General features: G+C 36.4%; 17 protein-coding genes. 10 read left to right on the plus strand and 7 right to left on the minus strand.

Going from position 1 to position 21896, the window contains the following annotated elements:
- The first annotated feature begins 9 nt into the window (after positions 1-9).
- From H7355_RS14675 to H7355_RS14685, 3 genes are all read left to right on the plus strand, one after another.
- Positions 10-1341, plus strand: coding sequence for an FAD-dependent oxidoreductase (locus H7355_RS14675; protein ID WP_186649246.1), 1332 nt, complete (start codon positions 10-12; stop codon positions 1339-1341).
- Positions 1342-1417: 76 nt separating this feature from the next.
- Positions 1418-2671, plus strand: coding sequence for a cation:dicarboxylate symporter family transporter (locus tag H7355_RS14680; RefSeq protein WP_186649249.1), 1254 nt, complete (start codon positions 1418-1420; stop codon positions 2669-2671).
- Between the two features lie 200 nt (positions 2672-2871).
- Positions 2872-3834, plus strand: coding sequence for a hypothetical protein (locus H7355_RS14685; RefSeq protein WP_186649252.1), 963 nt, complete (start codon positions 2872-2874; stop codon positions 3832-3834).
- A gap of 110 nt (positions 3835-3944) precedes the next feature.
- Here the strand turns inward: H7355_RS14685 and H7355_RS14690 are convergent, their stop codons facing one another.
- The 6 genes from H7355_RS14690 to H7355_RS14715 form a co-directional block, all read right to left on the minus strand.
- Entirely contained in the window at positions 3945-5084 is a 1140-nt protein-coding gene (locus H7355_RS14690; RefSeq protein ID WP_186649257.1) for a hypothetical protein, read from the minus strand.
- Between the two features lie 86 nt (positions 5085-5170).
- Complete coding sequence (recJ, locus tag H7355_RS14695) at positions 5171-6964, minus strand: single-stranded-DNA-specific exonuclease RecJ (RefSeq protein ID WP_186649260.1); 1794 nt, start codon at positions 6962-6964, stop codon at positions 5171-5173.
- On the minus strand, positions 6965-8020 hold the full coding sequence (gene secF / locus H7355_RS14700) for a protein translocase subunit SecF (protein ID WP_186649262.1): 1056 nt from the start codon (positions 8018-8020) through the stop codon (positions 6965-6967).
- A 17-nt stretch (positions 8021-8037) separates the two neighbouring features.
- On the minus strand, positions 8038-9828 hold the full coding sequence (secD, locus tag H7355_RS14705) for a protein translocase subunit SecD (protein WP_186649265.1): 1791 nt from the start codon (positions 9826-9828) through the stop codon (positions 8038-8040).
- A gap of 105 nt (positions 9829-9933) precedes the next feature.
- The gene (yajC, locus tag H7355_RS14710) at positions 9934-10359 is read right to left on the minus strand and encodes a preprotein translocase subunit YajC (protein WP_222435731.1); all 426 of its coding nucleotides are present in this window, start codon (positions 10357-10359) and stop codon (positions 9934-9936) included.
- A 40-nt stretch (positions 10360-10399) separates the two neighbouring features.
- On the minus strand, positions 10400-11557 hold the full coding sequence (locus H7355_RS14715) for an acyl-CoA dehydrogenase (RefSeq protein ID WP_186649275.1): 1158 nt from the start codon (positions 11555-11557) through the stop codon (positions 10400-10402).
- A gap of 329 nt (positions 11558-11886) precedes the next feature.
- On the opposite strand from H7355_RS14715, the gene H7355_RS14720 reads away from it, so the two are divergent.
- From H7355_RS14720 to H7355_RS14750, 7 genes are all read left to right on the plus strand, one after another.
- Positions 11887-13401, plus strand: a complete 1515-nt coding sequence (locus H7355_RS14720; protein WP_186649278.1) for a methyl-accepting chemotaxis protein — start codon at positions 11887-11889, stop codon at positions 13399-13401.
- A gap of 228 nt (positions 13402-13629) precedes the next feature.
- Positions 13630-15147, plus strand: a complete 1518-nt coding sequence (locus H7355_RS14725) for a HAMP domain-containing methyl-accepting chemotaxis protein (protein ID WP_186649282.1) — start codon at positions 13630-13632, stop codon at positions 15145-15147.
- Between the two features lie 31 nt (positions 15148-15178).
- Entirely contained in the window at positions 15179-16672 is a 1494-nt protein-coding gene (locus H7355_RS14730; protein ID WP_186649286.1) for a HAMP domain-containing methyl-accepting chemotaxis protein, read from the plus strand.
- A gap of 11 nt (positions 16673-16683) precedes the next feature.
- Positions 16684-18177 carry a HAMP domain-containing methyl-accepting chemotaxis protein gene (locus tag H7355_RS14735; RefSeq protein ID WP_186649290.1) on the plus strand — a complete coding sequence of 498 codons (1494 nt, stop codon included), beginning with the start codon at positions 16684-16686 and terminating at the stop codon, positions 18175-18177.
- A 22-nt stretch (positions 18178-18199) separates the two neighbouring features.
- A complete protein-coding gene (locus H7355_RS14740) occupies positions 18200-18589 on the plus strand; it encodes a DoxX family protein (protein WP_186649293.1) in 390 nt (129 codons plus the stop codon).
- A gap of 425 nt (positions 18590-19014) precedes the next feature.
- Positions 19015-20535, plus strand: a complete 1521-nt coding sequence (locus tag H7355_RS14745) for a HAMP domain-containing methyl-accepting chemotaxis protein (RefSeq protein WP_186649297.1) — start codon at positions 19015-19017, stop codon at positions 20533-20535.
- Between the two features lie 362 nt (positions 20536-20897).
- Entirely contained in the window at positions 20898-21638 is a 741-nt protein-coding gene (locus tag H7355_RS14750; RefSeq protein ID WP_186649301.1) for a substrate-binding periplasmic protein, read from the plus strand.
- 4 nt (positions 21639-21642) lie between these two features.
- On the opposite strand, the gene H7355_RS14755 is transcribed toward H7355_RS14750, so the two are convergent.
- The coding region (locus tag H7355_RS14755) for a hypothetical protein (RefSeq protein ID WP_186649304.1) at positions 21643-21896 on the minus strand (254 nt) is incomplete at its 5' end.

The following is a 21896-nucleotide window of genomic DNA, read 5'->3' on the forward strand; positions in this document are numbered from 1 at the left end:
TGAAGTGCTATGGATTTGAATGTTCTAATCGTCGGCGGAGGAATACACGGAACAGGGCTTTTGCACGATCTTGCGACTCGCAATGTACCGGGCGTGCACTTAGTTGAAAAAAGTTTACTTTCTTCAGGAACATCAAGCAAAAGCACAAAGCTTGTGCATGGGGGGCTTAGATATCTTGAACACCTCAATCAATGGGGACTTGTGCATGAAGCTCTTAAAGAAAGAGCTATTTTATTACGTTTACTTAGAGATATAGTTAAACCTCTGCCCTTTGTTCTACCTAATTTTAAAGGTGACAAAAGACCACCTTGGTTAATTCGCATGGGGCTCTTCTTTTATGATCTTTTGGCAGGAGATGGCGGGTTGCCATCTGCTAGTACAATAAATAAAAAAAATATTCTTAGCTACGCACCTTATTTAAATCCTGAAAAAGTTGAAAAAGAAATGATAAGTGCATTTCAATATTACGATGCACAAATGCTTGATGATGTAATTACAAGGATTGTTGCTGAAGCTGCTGTAAAACTCGGAGCGAGTTATGAAGAAAATGCTAAAGTAACTGAAGTCATTCCTATCCAGGATGGATATAAAGTAACAATTGTCAGCAAAGATTCTACCAAAACTTTAACTACCAGAACAATTGTGAATGCCTCTGGCGCTTGGTGCAATGCAAATCTATTAAATTGGAATATTATCCCAAATATCACATGTCTATTGAATCTAGGCACGCACATAGTCTTTAACCCCGAAGCTGTGCCCAACGGTGATATTACAAAAAATTCTGCGACACTTATTCAAGAACCTGATGGAAGAATCGTATTTTTTATACCATGGTTTGGTAAATGGCTCTATGGCACCACAGAATCTATTCTTGTCGGTGAACCGTCCCATGTTCGTTATCCGGAAGAAGATAAAGCTTATCTTATGCACACCGCTAAAGAAACACTCAATTTGCACGATGCTGAAAAAAATATTTCTGAAATTTTCTGTGGTGTCCGTTGTATGCCTCTGCATGTAAAAGCAAATATTAAAAATTTTAACTCTACTTGGAATAATGAACCTTTTAATTCACCCTTTTATGTAAGACAACTTGATAAAAATATATCCGGTTTATCGAGAGAAACAGTTCTCGACGAAGTTCTGCCAGGATTAATTACAATTTATGGTGGGAAATACACAACATATCGTTCTATTTCAGAAAAAATAGGTGCTCTCCTTTCACGAAAATTAAAATTAGGATCTTCGACAGGAACACACTTAGCTGAAAATTGGTTTTTATCTGAACTCATGCAAGAAAAACCCAGTTTATTTTCATCCTCTGCCAATCTTCGTCAGATGTAAAAATTTTCCTCACTTCACAAGTCTCTCACTTTTGAATATAGTTAATCTTGTATTAAATATATTTCGTGAGGTCTCTATGCTTTCAGCTAAAATTCAGTCTCGACTTTCTCACTTTTTTCAAAAACAGCTTTTCTTACAAGTCGTTATAGCAGTCATACTTGGTATAATCGTTGGTGTAACTCTACCAAGTCATGCTATAGATTTAAAAATCATTGCTGTTTTATTTATTCGCTTGATAAAAATGGTTATCACTCCCGTTGTTTTTGTTTCCATTGTACTCGGAGTGTGTGCAAACAAAGAGCATCGAAGTATAGGAAAACTTGCTTTTAAAACTTTGATATATTTTGAAATTATGTCTATAGTAGCCGTGCTTATTACCTTTGGTTATATGTTTTTATTGCAACCTGGAAGTGGTTTTAATATTGGTTTATTCAATGGCATCGATGTGTCAAAATTTAAACCGAAAGAAGGATCGACTGGTGGGTTTATGGAATTTATTACCCACATGGTACCTGAAAGTGTGTTTGGTACTTTAGCCGGAGACAATTTACTTGCAGTTATCGTTCTAGCAGTTATTTTTTCTGTTGCTATTTTGCAAATAGAAGAAACGACAAAAGTTGTTACGTTCTTTAAGCATGCAAACGATGTCTTTTTTAAAATGATTGCTCTTATTTCTCGAGTTTCTCCAATCGCAGCTTTTGCCGCAATTTCAGCAACTGTGGGATCCCAAGGAATTGGTGCCCTCACAATGCTTGGTTATTTTATATTAGTCATGGGCATTAGCATGGTAACATTTTGGGTTATCGTTTATATCGTAGGTAAATTTTACGGTTTTAGCGCAATAAAACTAATGAGACATATAAAAGAAGAAATGTCTATTGCTTTTGGTACGTCTTCTTCCGAATCCGTCTTTCCTCAGTTAATGAATAAACTTGAAACTTTTGGATGTTCTAAAAAAGTTGTGAGCTTTGTTCTTCCGACTGGATATGCTTTTAATTTAGATGGGACAGCTATTTATGTAACCGCAGGTGCTATTTTTATTCAGCAAGCTTATAATATTCCCTTTGGTTTTCCGGAATATCTCGGATTATTTTTAACTATACTTATCGTTTCTAAAGGTGCGGCTGGAATTACGGGCGCAGGTTTTGTTACTTTATCTGCGATATTAGCAGCAATGCCAAATCATATTATACCTATCGAAGGATTAGCATTGTTATTAGGAATTGATCGTTTTATGTCCGACGCACGCGTTGTCACAAATATTGTAGGGAATACGGTTGGTACGGTCATTATTGCAAAATCGGAAGATGAGTTTAAATTAAGGAAGTAGCGACTCACATTTTAATTTATTAATATTTATATTTATCTATAAAATATCTGTACAAATCAAATAAAAAATTGACATATAAAAAAATAAAATATAGAACTTTCTGATAGCTCGCTCAATTGCTAAGCTATATATCCTATTTCCTATTTTAGTTCCTAGCATTTCTAAAATAATAATTGTTATTTTTCTAAGGAGTTATATACGTGAAAAAGTTTCTTTTGCCTAATTTTATACTTTTATCTTTAGCAATATTATCATTCTTCAAATCCACTCATGCTTTTGCTGATAGCGTCATATATCCAAACGACAATTCCCGAATTATTTTCCCTGCAGAAAAAGAAAATATTTCTTTATCCGTTAACCCCTATGATATCCGCACAAAATTAATGCCAGGTCAATTTGTTGCGTTTAACGGAAATTATTTCTTTAAAATTCGAGTCGCAGAAAATAATACAATTAAAATTGATTTGCCTCAATCACTTGATTGCCTAATTTATGAAATCTGTAGCTTTTCTTCATTAGCAAGCTTTACAACTAAAGCAAAAATTCAAAATATTGAAGGCTATTATGCATTTTTTAAACTTGTACATGAAAAAAGAAACCTAAGACCTCTCTCTGATGAAAATAAAAAACAAGTAAAAAACTTTAAATTTGAGCTTAAAGCAAGTTACAATACTCCTTCAGAGCTTATTTTAAAATCTCCCGATAGAACCACTCAAATACTGGAAATAAGAACTATTGCAGAAGCGAAGAACTTTGCAAAACACTCTGAGCAAATCACTCAAGGGAATTATTATGCACGCAAAACTGAAAACTATTCTTATCAAGTGACTGTTTCGGAAGAAAATAAAATATCTGTTTCTTTACCACAGACAATTTGTCTTTTTGATCCCATTTGTAATAAACTTGGTATTGAGAAATATGCAGGTTCCGCAGTGGCATATAAAATTCATCAGTATAAAAAAGCATTTGAACTAAAAGATATTAAGAGCAATCAAGTTATTCTCAATAATAAAGGACAAAGTGTTCTGGAAAACATCAAAATAGTTATCACGACAAATTATAATATTCCTGAAACTTTATACATTAAGAGAGAGAACCAAAGAAATTGGGAAAAACACACATTATTGAGGGACTCACAAAAGCATCTTTTAATTAAAAATTAATTAAAGGAAGTTATATTCTTTCTTTAAGGAAGAACAAAATAGAGGGTTTATACCCTCTATTTTTAATAATAATTTTCATTTATATGAAGAGAGACTTTTCTAGTTAAAACCTAAAGGCGAAGCTCAATCACCATACCCTCTGTACCCTGCTTAATGACATAATCGCAACCCGCTGCAGTTGCGAGGTCTATCCAAGTCACAAAACTGATAAGGGCAAATAAAGTGTTTGGACTGTTGGGATCGGGAGCAATCAAGAGCATTCCTTGTTCAATTCGTTCATTTACACTCAGCTCTGAATTGCGCATAAGATCGAAAAATTCTTCTGGGAACGCCATTCCTTCACACTCCCAGCGGGCACTGATCTTTCCATCCACACTTTTAGCTGAAAATACTACTCCGTTCCCACGTCGGGCAAAATAGACGGAACTGCGCCAAGGACCTACAAGCAATCTGCGTAACACAGCCTCATTCGTGCTTGCCTTCAGAGGTGTCACAATAGCTTGCTCAATATTTATGCCTTTGCGCCGCCAAGTTGTGTCGAAGGTTTCTGCGACATCTCTGAATATTTGCGACACATCCATATTTTGTGGAGGAGATTTTACGATAAGTTTTTCAATAATCCCTTTAGGATCATTGGCTAAATATATTTCAAACTCATTCAAACTGTCTACAACATCATTCCAACGTCTTTTTAATAAAGAATTGGGATCGGCTCCGCTTATCGAGGAAAAGGGATCCGGGGATCGCTCTTGCTTTTGTTTTAAAAAAGATTTTTCCATCGCATATGCGCGTACCTGTTGAATAAACTGATAGAGCGCCATTTCTGGAGCAGGTATCCCTTTTCTTGGCTCTTCTGGATGCACATTTCCTTGAAAGTATTTGATACCAAGCGCAACTAAATTCATATCTTCATTCTTGGGTGATAAATATGAACAGATAGCACCAATTTTATAAAATAAGAAAAAAATAGAGAATATAAGTGAAAGAACCCCACCCCCCGCATAAATAAAAAGTTTGAGTCCATGCGATTCACTTAAAAAACAATAAGAAAAAAAGACACCAGCAGCTACTGCAAAAAGGAGAGAAAAGAAAAATGGAGCAACCAATGACACACCTTGTTTTACATGTATAGCTTTATCAATAATATTTTCAGGTGTGTTTTTTTGCACACGACTTGTCTGCTGAGCTGTATTTGCTTTTTTTTTGCGAACATACCAAGGTTCTGGATCATTTCGTTGCGACTGGAGCATAAGCGGGTCCACTCAATTTAATTAGAAAAAAGAAATGTTTTATACAACTTTACCCTTATCAAATAAAAAGAAAATGAGGAAATAGATCAGCTCGAATAAATGACGGGAGCGTAATCAATAACCTTAATTTCGGGAGAGATCTTACCATTCCAGTTTCCAAGTTTGGCTTCGACCACCAGTTGTATATCAACGCCAGTTGCTAAAAACTCTTCGAAAATATCGGCCATGCCAAAAGCGGTCACCCAGACATCTCGAGCATTTTCTAAGAGCAAAACTTTTGCATGTCCCTGGGACAAGTCCTTACCCATACGTTTAACGTGTTTCACCTGCGCAGGTCCAACAAGCCAACGTGTCCTTGGATTTTCAACACCATAGGGTTCGAACTGCTCTAATTTTCGCAAAAAATGCGGGCTCATATCATTGAGTGACAAAATACCATCGACATGCAAAAGAGGAATTTTGTCTTGAGCTAGTATGATCTCACCAGCTTTTTTTGCAAGATATTCTCTTAACCAAGGAAGCTTTTCTGGCGCAAGTGTCAATCCCACTGCATGGAAATGACCACCAAACGAGATGAACTCATGCCTCACTTCATTGAGAACAGAAAAGAGATCGAAAGAATGTGTCGATCTTCCACTCCCTTTTAGTTTGCCATCAAGTGTCCCAAAAACCAAAACTGGACGATAAAATTTATCGAGCACACGGGTGGCAACAAGCCCCACAACCCCAGGGTGCCAGTCTTCTTTGTGCAAGACCAAAGCTTCAGGAAGTTCTGCTAGAGCAGCCACTTGTGCAAGAGCTTCTTGGGTGAAAGCTTTTTCAAGCTGTTGCCGCTCTGAGTTTTCCGCATGTAAAAATTGCGCCATTTCTAAAATATTTTGATCTTCATTAGTATAAAGGATGTCTACACTACGCAATGCATTGCCCAAACGACCAGCTGCATTGAGACGTGGGCCAATTTTAAAGCCAACATCGACAGAATCGATTTTGGAGTTTTCGTTCCAACCTGCAAGTTTAAGCAGATGAAATAAACCCAAGCGGTTACCGTTTTGGATATTTTGGCTTAAGACTTCAAGGCCAACTTTACACAACGTATGATTGACTCCAGTTAAAGGTGCCATATCTGCAATTGTGCCAAGAGCAACATAGTCTAAATAATTTTTTAGGTTAATGGGGCAGGCCATCCCCTGCTCACGCAAAAGCGCACGCAAAGCAATCATGAGATAAAAAGCAACGCCGACACCAGCAAGCATGCGATAAGGAAACAAACAATCTTTTTGCTTAGGATTTAATATTGCAAAAGCATTTGGGAGAGTAGGAGGAATATCATGATGATCCGTAATAATAACATCGAGATTTAAAGACAAAGCATGTTCGCATGCATCGACCGCAGCAATCCCATTATCTACAGTAATGACAAGGGTTGTTCCCTTGTCAGCTATTTTTTGCAAGCCAATTTTATTTAAGCCATATCCTTCAACGAGACGATCAGGAATATATACATCAACTGGATAGTTTATATCAGTAAAAAAATGCTTAAGCATGGCACAAGATGTTGTGCCATCTACATCATAATCACCAAAAATAGTTATTTTTTCTTTTTTCTGCATCGCAGAAACAATGCGCTCTGCAGCTTTACGAATATCTTTTAATGACCAAGGTTCTGGTAACAGAGAAAGAGGTGATGCATCCTCTTTCATTGTTTTTCCATCAAGCAAAGAAACTTTTTTTTGCGAAATATATTGGTCAATTTCTTTACCATTTTCTGCAAAAATCTTTCTTAATTTCCAAGTAAACCGACTTGTTATACATAAATTTTCTTTATTTAAAATAAAATTTTGTGAAGTCAATTTACTTTGAGAAAGAACTGCTAATTCCATTTATTTTTTATCCTGCGGAACTTTTTTTCTAACATTTATAGGTGGTGCATAGTCTTTTGGCCGTACTTCTTTTGCTAATTCTTTCGCATCTTTTTTCTTCCAGCCTAATTTATTAAGGTAACCATCCATCATAAGAGTTAAAGGTGCAGCAACATAAATAGATGAGTACGTACCGACCACTATACCCACAAGCATTGTGATAGCAAAGTCTTCAATAGATCCGCCCCCTAAAATAGAAAGCACAAGAAGAGCTAATATACCTGTGGTTGATGTTAAAATAGTGCGGTTCATGGTTTGACTGATACTGCGATTTACCACATCAATCATGGGCATTTTGGGTTGCAGTGTGCGTGTTTCACGAATTCGGTCATAAACAATCACAGTGTCATTAATGGAATATCCAACAATTGTTAAAAATGCAGCGATAGAAACTGTGGTAAATGGACGACCAAATAAGGTCATCACTCCAAGAGCTATCACAACGTTGTGCACAAGGCAGAGAACTGCACCTGGAGCAAAACGCGAGTCAAAACGAAACGCAATATAAATAAGAATACCTATGCAAGAAAGTAACAAAGCCATATAACCTTTGTACTCGTCTTCTTTTCCAACTTTCCCAGAGATATTAGTAATCGAGGCTATCTGGATTTTTTCAGCACCAAATTCAGCTTTTAATGCGCTTACCAATTTGTCTGCGCGGTTTGTCGTAGCACTTTCATCTTGCCCTTTCTCACGTTGCATTCGGACAATATAAGACTCTGAATTGTCTTTACGGGCAGCAAGTGAGCCATACGTAGTGATTTCTGCATGATTAATTCCGGCTTTAGTAACAGCTTCATGCAATTGTTCACGGGTTATTGACTTGTTAAGGACATTGACTTGAATTTCAGCACCACCTAAGAAGTCGATACTGTAATTCAAACCTTTTATTCCAATGATTAATAAAGAAACAGCTACAAGAAAAACAGATATTCCGACTGTTACTTTACGCCATTTCATAAAATCAAAAAAATAATTGTGTGGGAAAACTTGAATATTTCCAATTTTAAAAGCCATAATCGTTTTCCTCTTTTTTAACCAAATCTTTTTAATTTCGTTTTTTCAACCAACCACTGGCCAATGACTTCAGTTACATAATAAGAAGTAAATAAAGTACAAATAATACCAGCTAACAATGTAACAGCGAAGCCTTTTACAGTTGGATTGCCATAAATAATAAGCACAATCCCTGCAACAGCAGAAGTAAAGTGAGCATCAATTAATGTACGAAAACTCGTATGGTATCCTTTGTAGAACGCTTGTTTTTGTGAAAATCCAGAACGAATTTCTTCACGAATACGCTCATTGATAACTACGTTGCCATCCACTGCTATCGCCATTGTCAGCACAATTCCGGCAATACCAGGTAAAGTTAAAGTAGCGCCAAATAAGGCCATGAATGCTAAAATAAGCAGAACATTAAAGAGCATGGCAATATTTGCAACCAATCCAGAAATTCCATAAATAACAAGCATAATAACGATCACTAATATGCCAGCAATGATTGTGGAAATAATACCGGAATGAATATTTTGCGCACCTTCACTTGGACCAATTTGTCTTTCTTCGACAACTTTTACAGATGCAGGAAGAGCGCCCGCACGTAATACCAAAGATAAATCCTGCGCTTGTTTCATCTGGTCAACCATATTGGTACTGCTACCCATGGTGATTTGCGCACTGCCTGTGGTGATTGGTGAGTTTACAACCGGAGCACTCTGCACATTGCCATCAAGAATAATTGCAACTTGATGCGGTGCATTGTTCGGTTTAAAAGCTTCGGTCGTAATATCCCCAAAAAGTTTTGCGCCTTGTGGTTTAAACTTTAACGAAACAACATATTGTGGAATATAATTCTCAGTTGATTGTTGAGCTTGTGCATCTTCAATAAGATCACCAGTTAATTTCGCATGCGCTTCCACTAAATAGGGAAGAGTTGAGATCGTTTTGATCGATTGTGCAGAAGGTGATGTCACCCTATGCAAAATAATTGTTGAATTTTTCGGGAGTTTATTTTTGTCACGTAACCACTGTGAAAGTGTTTCAATCGTTTCAGGCTGATTGGCATCTTCCGGGATTTTCAGTTCTTTCCGTGCTTCCTCAAGCAACTGTGGCAATTGCCCTTGTGGTATGCTGTTGAGCACTAACCTAAAGTCCAACTGTGCCGTGTTACCTAAAAGTTGCTTAGCCCTTTCGGTGTCCGACATACCTGGCAGTTCAACCATAATGCGGGTGTTACCAGCTTGGAAAATATTGGGTTCAGCCACACCAAATTGGTCAATACGATTGCGTATGGTGTTGATGGCTTGCTGCATAAGTTGTTTTTCATAATCGCCTATATAACTGCGATTTGCTTGAAAATAAAGGGTCTTACCTTCAATTTTATCGAATAAAACCAGCAGAGTTTGCTCTTGTATTCTTTTTTGTACGAGTTGTGCTTTTGCGATGTTGTCGAGTTCTACAACTGTGGACAGGTCAGGATTGACTTTATAGGAAGTGATTTTCACTCCTTCAGAAGCAACAGAGTCTTTCGCAAGAGAAATGGAGCGATGAATAGAGTCTTGAATAGCTTTTTCAACTTCAACATTGAGAGTAAGAGACAATCCGCCCTTTAAATCGAGCCCTAAATTGATTCGAGCCGCTGGTAAAAGATTTTCAGACCATCTTTCATACCATTTTGTGGGCACGCCATTTGCATCTCTTTGCCATTCAGAAGGACTACCGAAAAAAGATGGAAGTGTATAAATTATACCAAATACAAGTGCACAAAGAATAATGACACTCTTAATCCACCACATTGGTGGCATGGAGCTTTTGTTCTGCATAAGTTCACCCAATGTCTATCAATTTAAAAAATCTTTGCAAAAAAGAAAAAACCGCCCACCCTATGCGAGCGGGCGGTTTTTCTATTTAAGAAGCAAAACCGACTCTTACTTTGCTGGAACAGCTGTAGAGGCAGAATCAAGTCTTCCTGAAATGGAACTTTTCAGAACGCGCACTGTGGAGTTGCCGACATTTAGAGAAACAATATTTTCTTTCACTTCAACAACAGTACCAATGATTCCACCTGCGGTGATCACTTCGGAACCAGCTGTTAAAGATGCCAAGAAAGCTTTTTGCTCTTTTGCTCTTTTTGCTTGTGGACGGAATACAAAGAGCCACATAAAGAGGATCATCCCACCGATGAGAGCAAAATTGAGCCAACCTGCGCCTGCAGGAGCTGCACCCGCAGCTGCTCCTGCGGGAACTTGTATGGGGGCTGTTGCACTGGTTGCGTCTTGGGCAAGTGCTTGACCTGCTCCTAAAGTGGTCGCAATGATTGAGCTTAAAGACATTGAAAGAGATTTTATATTCATTGTTAGATGCACTCCAATTAAAACTAAAAAAACAACACGTTTAATCTAGTATCATCTTTGAAATAGTTTGCAACTGCATGTTCGTAGTCCCTTCGTAGATTTTACCAATTTTGGCATCTCGATAAAATTTTTCGGCGGGGAAATCTTTAACAAAACCATAACCTCCATAAATTTCAAGCGATAGACTTGAAACAAATTCAGCAACAGAACTTGTGAAGTGCTTAGCCATGGCAGCTTCTTTGACAAAGCTTTTTCCAGCGTCCTTTAACCGAGCTGCATTATAAACCAGAAGACGAGCTGCTTCAATCCGTGTCGCCATTTCTGCTATTTGAAATTGTATCCCTTGATATGCGGACAGAGGTTTGCCAAATTGTTCGCGCTGCTTAGCATAAGACATCGCACCAGCAAGTGCTCCTTCAGCCAAACCCAACATTTGTGCAGCTATGCCAATCCGTCCTTCGTTTAATGTTTCAATGGATATTTTATATCCTTTCCCAATTTCGCCGACGATATTTTCTTTTGGTACCTTAACATTTTCAAATATAACTTCACAGGTACTGCTTGCACGAATTCCAAGTTTTGTTTCTTTACGCCCTAACGAAACACCTGGCATTTCTTTTTCAACAAAAAATGCCGTGATACCTTTATATCCTAATTCCGGATTCACGTTGGCGAAAACAAGAAATAAACTTGCTTCTTTTGCATTGGTAATAAAGACTTTCTTACCATTTAATTCATAATAACTCCCCTTATCAACTGCACGGGTTTTCAAAGCAAAGGCATCGGAGCCACTGTGCGGTTCCGTTAAACAATAAGATCCAACTTTCTTTTGAGCCATCTGAGGAAAATACTTTGATTTTATATGCTCCGAACCCCATTTCATAAGTGCGTTTTCCACTAAAGTATTCTGCACATCAACAAACACACTCACACTCGGGTCAACTTGAGCAATTGCTTGAATTGCTAAAATCGCTTGAAAAAAAGAACCGCCCGATCCGCCGTATTTTTCTGGCACTTCGATTGCCATCAGCCCCATGGAAAAGATCTTTTCAATTATTTTTGGATTGAGAGTTTCACTTTCATCCATTTCAGTAATATGTGGGTATATTTCTTTTTTGGCAAAATCCTGAACGGAACTAAAAAAAAGTGTTTCTTCGTCATTGAGGACGGTTAAAGGCAAGAGACCAACTTGTTTCATTCCCACACTCCTGGTTATGTTTAGATCATAAAATTTCTGATACTCATACTTTTAATACACCTGTCTTAAAAAAAGCACAACAAATCCCAACTTTATCCGCCTTATCAGATTTAAAAAAAGTCTGTCTTCGAACATTTCCGAAAAGATAGGAAATATCCGTCAAAATTTCAGAACCTGAATTTTAAATAATTTCGCAAAGAAATTGTTAAGATCTATTTTAATAGTAAATATTAAAAAATTTGATGTAATTCAAATTAGTTAATTTTTATTTGTAAATTTTAATAATAATTTTATAAAAAAGAGAATCAATGTAAGTGGAGTTAAAACTCATGAAAAATAAAAGTCTTGCATTTAAGCTTATTTCTTCTTTCCTAATCCTTTTGTTATTTATTTTAAGTTCCGCAATTTATAGTATACTTATGAATAACAAAACCCAAAGCTATGCAGACGACGTAGCAAACAATTGGTTCCCAAGCGTCGACTCTGTTGCAAAATTAAGCAATACTTTTGCCAATTATTCTCGTAGGAATCTGGCTATTTTAACTTATTATGCCTTTAATCAGCAAAATAAATTAAAAAAGGAATTTCTCGATCAACATGAAAGCTGGAAAAATGAAATGACATCTCTCATAGAAAAGCACAAAAAGCAACTGGTTTCGAGTCCAGAAGAACTGAAATTAATCGATCTTGTCGATAAAATTTGGGTGCAATATATTGACTCTTCTGACGAAGATAGAAGTTTACTGACTAAAAATCCTGCAGCAGCATTTGAAAGATATCAATCGGAAACCTTAAAAATTGCTGTTACTATGTCCAAAGCTCTCGCAGATCTTGGGAAGTTCAACTACGATGGCGGAGTCAATTCATCCACAAAAGGCAATTCCCTAACAGCAATCACAAACTTCACAATGACATCTATTGTTATTGCCTCAATTATCATTTCCTTGCTTATCCTGCAAATCATTCTAAAATCGACAAACTCTATTTCTCAGGCCGTGACGAATCTAAAAAAACAAAGCGTGTCAACCAGTAAAATAGCGAGTGAGTTAAAGTCAAGTTCACAATCTCTCTCTGACTCTGTGACAGAACAAGCTGCTTCTATTCACGAAACCAGTGCTGCGATCAACGAAATCACCAGCATGGTCAATCGCACGGCAGAGAATGCTAAGGAATCCACAAACGTTGCTAAAAGTGCTTCCGACAAAGCAGTAGAAGGACAAAAAACCATGCTCAGGCTTGTTCAAGCCATGGAAACAATTCAGGAGTCCAGTGGACAATTACAGAATATTGCTGTGATTATTAACCAAATTAACAGTAAAACCGCAGTCATAAACGATATTGTTTCGAAAACCGAGCTCTTATCTTTGAATGCTTCAATTGAGTCTGCACGAGCAGGAGAGCATGGCAAAGGCTTTGCGGTCGTGGCAGAAGAAGTGGGTAACCTTGCTAAAGTAAGTGGGAAATCTGCGCATGAAATTCAGGAACTGATCACTAAAAGCCAAGAACAAGTCAATAGTATATTAAATTTAACCAAAGATAGGGTAACAGAAGGAAAACAAGTGACGACAGAAGCGCAGCAGTCCTTTCTTCAAATCTCCGATGACATTTCTAATATGTCTAACGTCATTCAACAGATTTCTGATGCAACCCGTGAACAGGAAATTGGGGTCAGACAGATTTCCACTGCCATGACACAAATAGATAAGGCCACGCAAAGTAGCCAAGTGGCTGTAAACACAACTTCTGATTCCTCGAATAACCTCGTCGAACAAAGTAACAGACTCGATTCCACAGCAAGAGATATTGAAATCTTAATAAAAGGAAAAGTGATGGGAGCTTCTTAAGGATAATATTCTGCTTAAATAGTCAAAGCTCTGGCAAAACTCTATTCTTCCCTCGCCAAACATAATGCATGCGGAATGCTAAGATATATATAAGAGCTAAAGACTGCATAGTGTTAATTCTAAATAAAAATTGACAAATAATTCATTTTGAAACTTTAGTTTTTAAATCCACATCCGATTTATAATTGTGCATCGGTCTCATGAAGCTCGAAAGTGGAGTTCAGCATTATGAACAATAAAAGTTTAGCCTTTAAACTCAATACCTCGTTCCTTATCTTGTTAGCCTTTATTCTCACATCTGCGATTTATAGTATCCTAATGAACAACAAGACCCAAAGTTATGCCGACGATGTGGCTAACAATTGGTTCCCAAGCGTTAACTCAACCGCAATAATGGGCAATGAAATGACTAAGTTCTCACGTCGAGAAGTTCTTGTCATTGCCACTTACTTGGGCGATAGATTGCAGAATCTAAAAGCTAATTTGGATGATTTAGCGACTTGGAAAAAGAATTTTGAGACCCAGCTCGAAACTCACAAAAAAACGTTATCTTCTGGGCCTGAAGAACAAGCAATCGTAGAAGCTCTAGATAAAGAATGGAAAAAGTATATTGAATTTACAGAAAAAGATCTTGAACTCGCAAAGCAAAAACCTATTCTTGGTTTAGAGCACTATCAAGCAAACACAAAAGGTCAAGCAATTCTTGTAACAAAAGAAATTGATAGACTGGCAAAATACAATTATGACAACGGAGTAAAAACATCCACTAAAGGGAACAATTTAACTGCAATCACAAACTTTACCATGGCTGCAATTGTGATTTCATCCATTATTGTATCACTTATTATCTTCCAAATTATCCGAGTTTCAACCAACTCGATTTCCACTGCTGTGACAAACTTAAAAAAACAGAGTGTTACAACAAGTAAGATAGCTGGAGAGTTAAAATCAAGCTCCCAGTCCCTTTCCGATTCCGTGGCGGAGCAAGCCGCTTCTATTCACGAAACCAGTGCTGCCATCAACGAAATCACCAGCATGGTCAACCGCACCGCTGAGAATGCTAAGGAATCCACAAACGTCGCTAAAAGTGCTTCGGACAAAGCAGAAGAAGGGCAAAAAACCATGCTCAGACTTGTTCAGGCAATGGAAACCATTCAGGAATCCAGTGGTCAATTGCAAAACATAGCTGTGATAATCAATCAAATAAATACCAAAACAGCTGTCATCAACGACATCGTTTCAAAAACGGAACTTTTGTCACTCAATGCGTCCATCGAGTCTGCCCGTGCTGGTGAATATGGCAAAGGCTTTGCTGTGGTGGCTGAAGAAGTGGGTAACCTTGCTAAAATAAGTGGTAAGTCAGCTCATGAAATCCAAGAACTGATTACAACAAGTCAAGAGCAAGTCAATCAGATCCTGAACATCACAAAAGAACGTGTTGCTGACGGAAAAAAAGTTACGACCGAAGCGCAAGAGTCATTCTTGCATATTTCAGAAGATATCTCGAATATGTCAAACGTGATTCAACAGATTTCAGAAGCAACTCGTGAACAAGAAATCGGGGTCAGACAGATTTCCACAGCCATGTCACAGATAGACAAAGCGACTCAAAACAGTCAGGTAGCAGTAAATACAACTTCCGAGTCGTCAAACAATCTGGTTGAACAAAGTAACAAACTCGATACGACCGCAAAAGATATTGAAATTCTGATTAAAGGTAAAGTTATGGAAGATTCACACGGATAATAAAAAGATTCTATTTACTTAAGGATGAGTGATGAATAGAAAAAGCCTAGCCTATAAATTGTATACCTCTGTTATTATTATACTGATTATAGTATTGCTCTCGGCTATTTACACTGTTCTTATGATCAATAAAACCCAAAGTTATGCTGCAGAAACAAAAAACTTTTGGTTACCCAGTATCCGGATTGCCCACGAATATTTAGACAATCTCACCCTTTTGAGGCAAAGCACATTGCGGATCATGGTTGCGCAAAATGAACAGAATAGAAAATTATTTATAGAAAAATGGAAAAAAGAAACCGATCATATTGAAGAACTTGGCAAACAATATCAAGAATATATTACTTCAGAAACCGAGCGAGAATCTTTTGCTAAACTGCAAGAAGATTGGAAAAAATACAAAAGTTTGAATGTAAAAATTGTGGAACTTGGCAAACAAGGGAGAGCAAAAGAAGCTCTCAATCTCATACGTGAAACCACAGATGCTCTCATCGAGAGAATGGAAACATCTCTCGAAAAACTGATAGATATTAATTATAAAGGCGCTGTACAATCGACGAAATTAGGGGCTAACTTAACAAGTATTACAACGGTAACTATGATAGCTATTATAAGTGCAACTGGTTTGATTGCACTAATCATATTTATTATCATAAAAACTTCAATGGGCTCAGTTTCAAAAGCCATTGAAAATTTAAAAGTACAAAGTGTAGCAACTAATAAAATAGCTGTTACGTTAAAAAAGAGTTCCAATTCACTCTCTTCATCCATAACGGAACAAGCGGCATCTATCCATGAGACTAGCGCTGCGATCAATGAAATCACGAGTATGGTCAATCGCACCACTGAAAATGCCACCCAATCCACAATAGTAGCTAAGGCTGCTTCAGAAAAAGCAGAAGAAGGACAAGCCACAATGAAAAGACTTGTCAAAGCAATGGATACCATTCAAGAATCTAATGTTCAATTACAAAACATTACAGGAATTATTGGACAAATTCATACAAAAACAGCGGTTATCAACGACATTGTCGCAAAAACTGAGCTTCTTTCCCTCAACGCTTCAATTGAGTCAGCGCGAGCTGGTGAATATGGCAAAGGCTTTGCCGTGGTGGCTGAAGAAGTTGGGACACTCGCAAAAATGAGTGGTCAATCCGCCAGCGAAATACAAGACCTAATTAATAAAAGCCTTGAGCAGGTCAATCAGATCCTTGAAGTGACTAAAGGACGCGTATCCGAAGGAAAAAAAGTCACAACCGAAGCCAAGGAGTCTTTCCTCCAAATTTCAGACGACATTACAAACATGACCAATGTAATTCATCAAATTTCCGAAGCAACACGCGAACAAGAAATTGGTGTAAGACAAATTGCAACTGCTATGACTCAGATTGATAAAGCAACTCAGAACAGTCAAGCAGCAAGTACAGGAGCTGCAGAGTCGTCAAATAAACTGGTTGAACAAAGCGATAGCCTAGATATTACGGCAAAAGATATCGAGCTATTGGTTAAAGGCGCTGTTACGTAAAGGGTGATAATATGGCTCACAAAAGCCTAGCATTTAAACTCTATATTTCCGTTATATTGCTTGTGCTCATCATATTAGGATCTGCTTCATTTTCTATTTTTATGATCGATAAAACACAAGAGTTTGCCAATGACACGGGTGATGATGAATTGCCTAGCTTTCACTTTGCCTATGAAATTCAAACAGGACTTGGGTTAATAAGAAGAAATGAATTGCGTACCCTTGCTTCAGAAGAACCTAAATTTAAAGAAGCAAATAGGAAAACACTCATTAAAAACCATGAAAGAATTAAAGAACTTTTATCTATTTACAAAAAATATGTTTTCGATGAAAACGAAAAAAAGCAACTTGCACAATTTGAAGTAGATTACATAAAATACAAAGAAGTTTCAGAAAAATATATTGAGCTCAGCAATGCAGGCAATAATAGAGAAGCTCTAAAATTAATGTTCGATGAAGGTGATGCTCTTCTGAAAAAATTGACTGATGGTTTTGCGGACGTGATAGCTAATGATTATGATTTAGCAATCGAGTCAACAAAAAGAGGAGCGAATTTAACTTTTATAACAACACTTACCATGACAATTATAATTGTCCTTTGTTTACTTATTTCATTTGTCATTTTCCGCCTCATTCAAAAATCGACACGAGCTATATCGACAGCTGTATTAAAATTAAAAGATCAGAGTATTTCAACTGGCACAATTGCTTCTGAACTTAAAAATGGTTCTGCTTCGCTTTCCGATGCAGCCAATGGTCAGGCAGCTGCTGTCCATGAAACCACCGCAGCTGTCAACGAAATCACCAGTATGGTCAATCGCACGTCCGAAAATGCGAGACACTCCAATGAAGTCGCAAAAGGAGCTGCAGCTAAAGCAGAAGAAGCACAAATAACCATGCAACGTCTTGTCACCGCCATGGACACCATTCAGGAGTCAAGCAGTCAATTGCAAAATATAGCCGATGTGATTGCAGAAATTAATACAAAAACAAAAGTTATCAACGACATCGTTAATAAGACAGAACTCTTATCCCTCAACGCCTCCATTGAGTCAGCGCGGGCAGGGGAACACGGAAAAGGCTTTGCAGTGGTTGCTGATGAAGTTGGAAAACTTGCAAAAGTAAGTGGAAAATCGGCAAAAGAGATTCAACAACTTATTCGCAAAAGTCAGGGTGAAGTTAACAATATTCTCGAATTGACAATTTCAAGAGTTACAGACGGGAAAAAGGTTACAACCGAAGCTCAGGATTCATTTATCAAAATTTCGGAAGATATTATTAATATGACTTCTGTAATACAACAGATTTCCGATGCCACTCACGAGCAAGAAATTGGGGTCAGACAAATTTCCACTGCGATGGATCAGATTGACCGTGCTACACAAAGTTGTTTGAGTGCGGTAAATACAACACGGGAGTCTTCTCTGCACCTTATAGAACAAAGTAATAAACTCGACCAAACTGCAAAAGATATTGAAGTTCTTATTATGGGATCAAAAGCTTAAACTTAATATTTTGAAGACTAGAATGAAAAATAATAAGATTAATTACCTGCATAATATCAGCACTTTTTCTCTAGCTCTGCCTATGTTTATTTTTTCTATTTTATTAATATTTGGTGCCCCACCGATGCTTGATACACTCCGCCGTTTAGGTTATGAGGCATATTTTGCTCATATGTTAGGTGGATTTAAATTTATTGGCAGCATTGCTCTTATTCAAAAAAAATATCCTCGCCTAAAAGAACATGCTTATGCAGGATTTTGTTTTGATTATATCGCAGCCATTGTCTCACATATAAACGCAAAAGACCCATTTTTTATAATTCTAGCACCTATCATCGCAATTTGTATTTTAACTATTTCATATTTAAGCTGGTCTCATAGAGTAAAGCTCACAGAGATTTTTTCCCGATGAAATATATGGTAAGTGATATTTAAAAATATAATTTTTTGATTTTAATATAATTCATCGATAAAAGAATTAATTTTTAAATCCAAAAATGCGTTCAATTTTAACAAACTTATTCAATCTAATACAATTAATTTTTACATAATATATGATCTCACTTCAAAATTCATGATAAATAGATTTATTACTTTACAGTCATACAAAAGATATCCCTTCCATTTAAATTCCTTTAGCAAACTCCATAGAAGCTTAAAGTCAACTTATCTCTTTGAAGTCCATTTGAGGTCCATTTGAAGTCCCTTTTATGTTCAAATAAAAACTGTTACCATTTTATGTGTGTGAAAGTTTTCTTTAAAATTGCTTTTTGTTATCTATTTAATATTAATAGTATAATGAAATCAATATTTTGCAAAAAAAACGAAGGAAAGACTATGGCAAAAAAAAGTTTGTCTTTCAAATTAAATTCTTCCATTTTTACTTTACTTATACTCATTATTGTAAGTGGATTATATACAATTTTAATGATAAATAAAACCCAATCCTACGCTCATGAAACAGGTGAAAGCTGGCTTCCAAGTGTTTTATCCACTAGTGAAATGAGTGAGGGAATAGGTAAATATGCAAGAAGAATTATTGGTTTATTAAGCACTTCATTGATAAATTCTGGCGAAGAAGAGAAAAAAGTTAAAGAAGAAGATATAAAAGCTCTAGATAAATATGGTCATAATATTGACAGCGCTCTTGAAAAATATAAAAAACTTGTCAGCACCCCAGAAGATAAAGCACTTCTAGATGATATTATCGTGAAATGGAAAGCATATGACGATGCTTGCAGGAAAGCAATCGAAATCAATAAAGAAGGTAAAAAGGTAGAAGCAATCAAATATGTTCTCTCTGTTGCAAGAAAAGCGGCTGCTGAATTAGAAGCAGCAGTAAAAAAACTTGCTGTTTATAATTATAATGGTGGAGTTAAATCAACAGAAAAAGGAGCATACTTAACAACAATCACAAATATAGCTATGACAAGCATTATTATCTCTTCGGTTTTAATTTCTCTATTTATTTTTATTATTATTAGAAATACAACTGGATCATTGCATATTGCTTACGAAAATCTAAAAAACCAAAGCGTTGTAACAGCAGAAATAGCTTCTTCTCTGAAAAGCGGAGCGAATATATTATCCGAATCCGTAAGTGAACAAGCAGCTTCTATACATGAAACCAGTGCTGCTATCAATGAAATTACAAGCATGGTTAATAGGACAGCTGAAAATGCAAAAGAATCGACAAATGTTGCTTCAGGAGCATCAATTAAAACAGAGTCTGGGCAGAAGACCATGCAAATGCTTGTATCTGCTATGGATACGATTCAAGATTCAAACAATGAATTACAGAATATTGCAGATATTATAAATCAAATAAATACTAAAACTGCTGTCATAAATGATATCGTTTCAAAAACTGAACTGCTTTCTTTAAACGCCTCCATTGAATCTGCACGAGCAGGGGAATATGGTAAAGGGTTTGCCGTCGTTGCAGAAGAAGTTGGAAACTTAGCTAAAATCAGTGGAAAATCCGCGCAGGAGATACAAGCTCTGATTACCTCTAGTCAAGAACAAGTGAATAAAATACTTGGACTTACTAAAGAAAGAGTGAGTGAAGGGAAAAAAGTTACTGCTGAAGCTACAGAATCTTTTCATGCGATATCGAGCGACATCGCAACGATGGCAAACGTTATCCAGCAGATATCCGATGCGACAAGGGAACAAGAAATTGGCGTAAGGCAAATATCATTAGCAATGTCTAATATTGATAAAGCCACACAAAAAAGTCAAAATGCTGTAAATTCCACTTCAGAATCCTCTTCAGATCTCGTCATGCAAAGCGAGAAATTAGAAAAAACAGCAGACAATATTGGTCTTTTAATAAATGGTGAAAAAGTGTCAACTTGAAATTCGGTTTTTATTAATGAAATTATTTCCAAACCTGAATTGATTTCATGTAATGCAGCAGGAGCTGAGGGGCGAAAATTGATTTCCAGTATTTGCAGAAGAAGTGGGAAATTTAGCTAAATTAACAAAAGTTATCGAAAGTTAAATTCTTCATTAGAGATAGAAAAAACTTTAAATTTAACAAAGAAATTAGATTTTCAAAGAAATAATAAATTAAATAATCATTGAAGATGTAAAAAGTTAGCATATTTTTTTAGATAATACCTAACGTCATTATTTTGTACGAATTTAACTTTTATAATCTTATTATTTTTTTTAAAATCTAATTTGAATAAGATACTAACCCGCCCTTTGGAGGACTAATGCTTTTTTTAAAAAGTATTATAAAATATATTACTATTATCAAATTATTTATTTTATCGCTCAATGCGATAGCTGCTGACAAAATAGCTTTAGTCACAGAAGATTATCCTCCTTTTAACATGGAAGAAGGGGGGAAAATAATAGGATCTAGCACAGATATTATAACAACAGCACTGAAAAAAGCTAATATAGAATTTACTCTTGCCTTAATGCCTTGGATAAAGGCTTATCAAATGGGTTTAGACGAAAAAAACACAGCTGTATATTCCACTTCAAGAATACCAGAAAGAGAGGCATTATTTAAATGGGTAGGCCCTATAGCTCAAAATAGTTGGGTATTTTTTGCTAAAAGTGGTTCGAAAATTAAAATATCGAGTTTAGAGGATGCAAAAAAGCATACAGTTGGTGGCTACACTGGTGATGCGAAAGTTCTCTTTCTATTAAAAGAAGGTTTTGTCGAAGGAAAAAACCTATTGCTTGCTAGTAATGAAACACAAAATGCTATAAAGTTACAAACTGACAAAATAGATTTATGGGCCTCTGGATCTGATCTTGCGCCATGGATTTCTAAAAAAGAAAATGCTGGAAAAATAACACCTGTATTTACCTTTAAAAAGGTTGAAATGTATGCTGCATTTAATAAAAATACAGATGACTCTATTATTAAAAAACTGAATGATATTATTGCTAGCATGCGCAAGAGTGGTGAAATTAAAAAAATAAATAGTAGATATAGATAAATAATTATTTATTTTTAGAGAACTTTAGATTTTCGTCTTCTGTAATCTTTTTCATAATATCTCCGATGGAACCCAAAGAAGATAAAGCGGCAGTCAATATTGGTCTTTTAAGAAATGGTGAAATAAAAAAGTGAGTAGGTAGAAGCACAGTGTTACCACTGTGCAACCCCATTAGAACCGTACTTGCCCAATTAAGGCATACGGCTCCTTCATTAGCACCGCTTATAAGCACTCGAGTTAAAGATAAGGCTATGCCGA

This window comes from Fluviispira vulneris (assembly GCF_014281055.1).
Lineage (GTDB): Bacteria > Bdellovibrionota_B > Oligoflexia > Silvanigrellales > Silvanigrellaceae > Silvanigrella > Silvanigrella vulneris.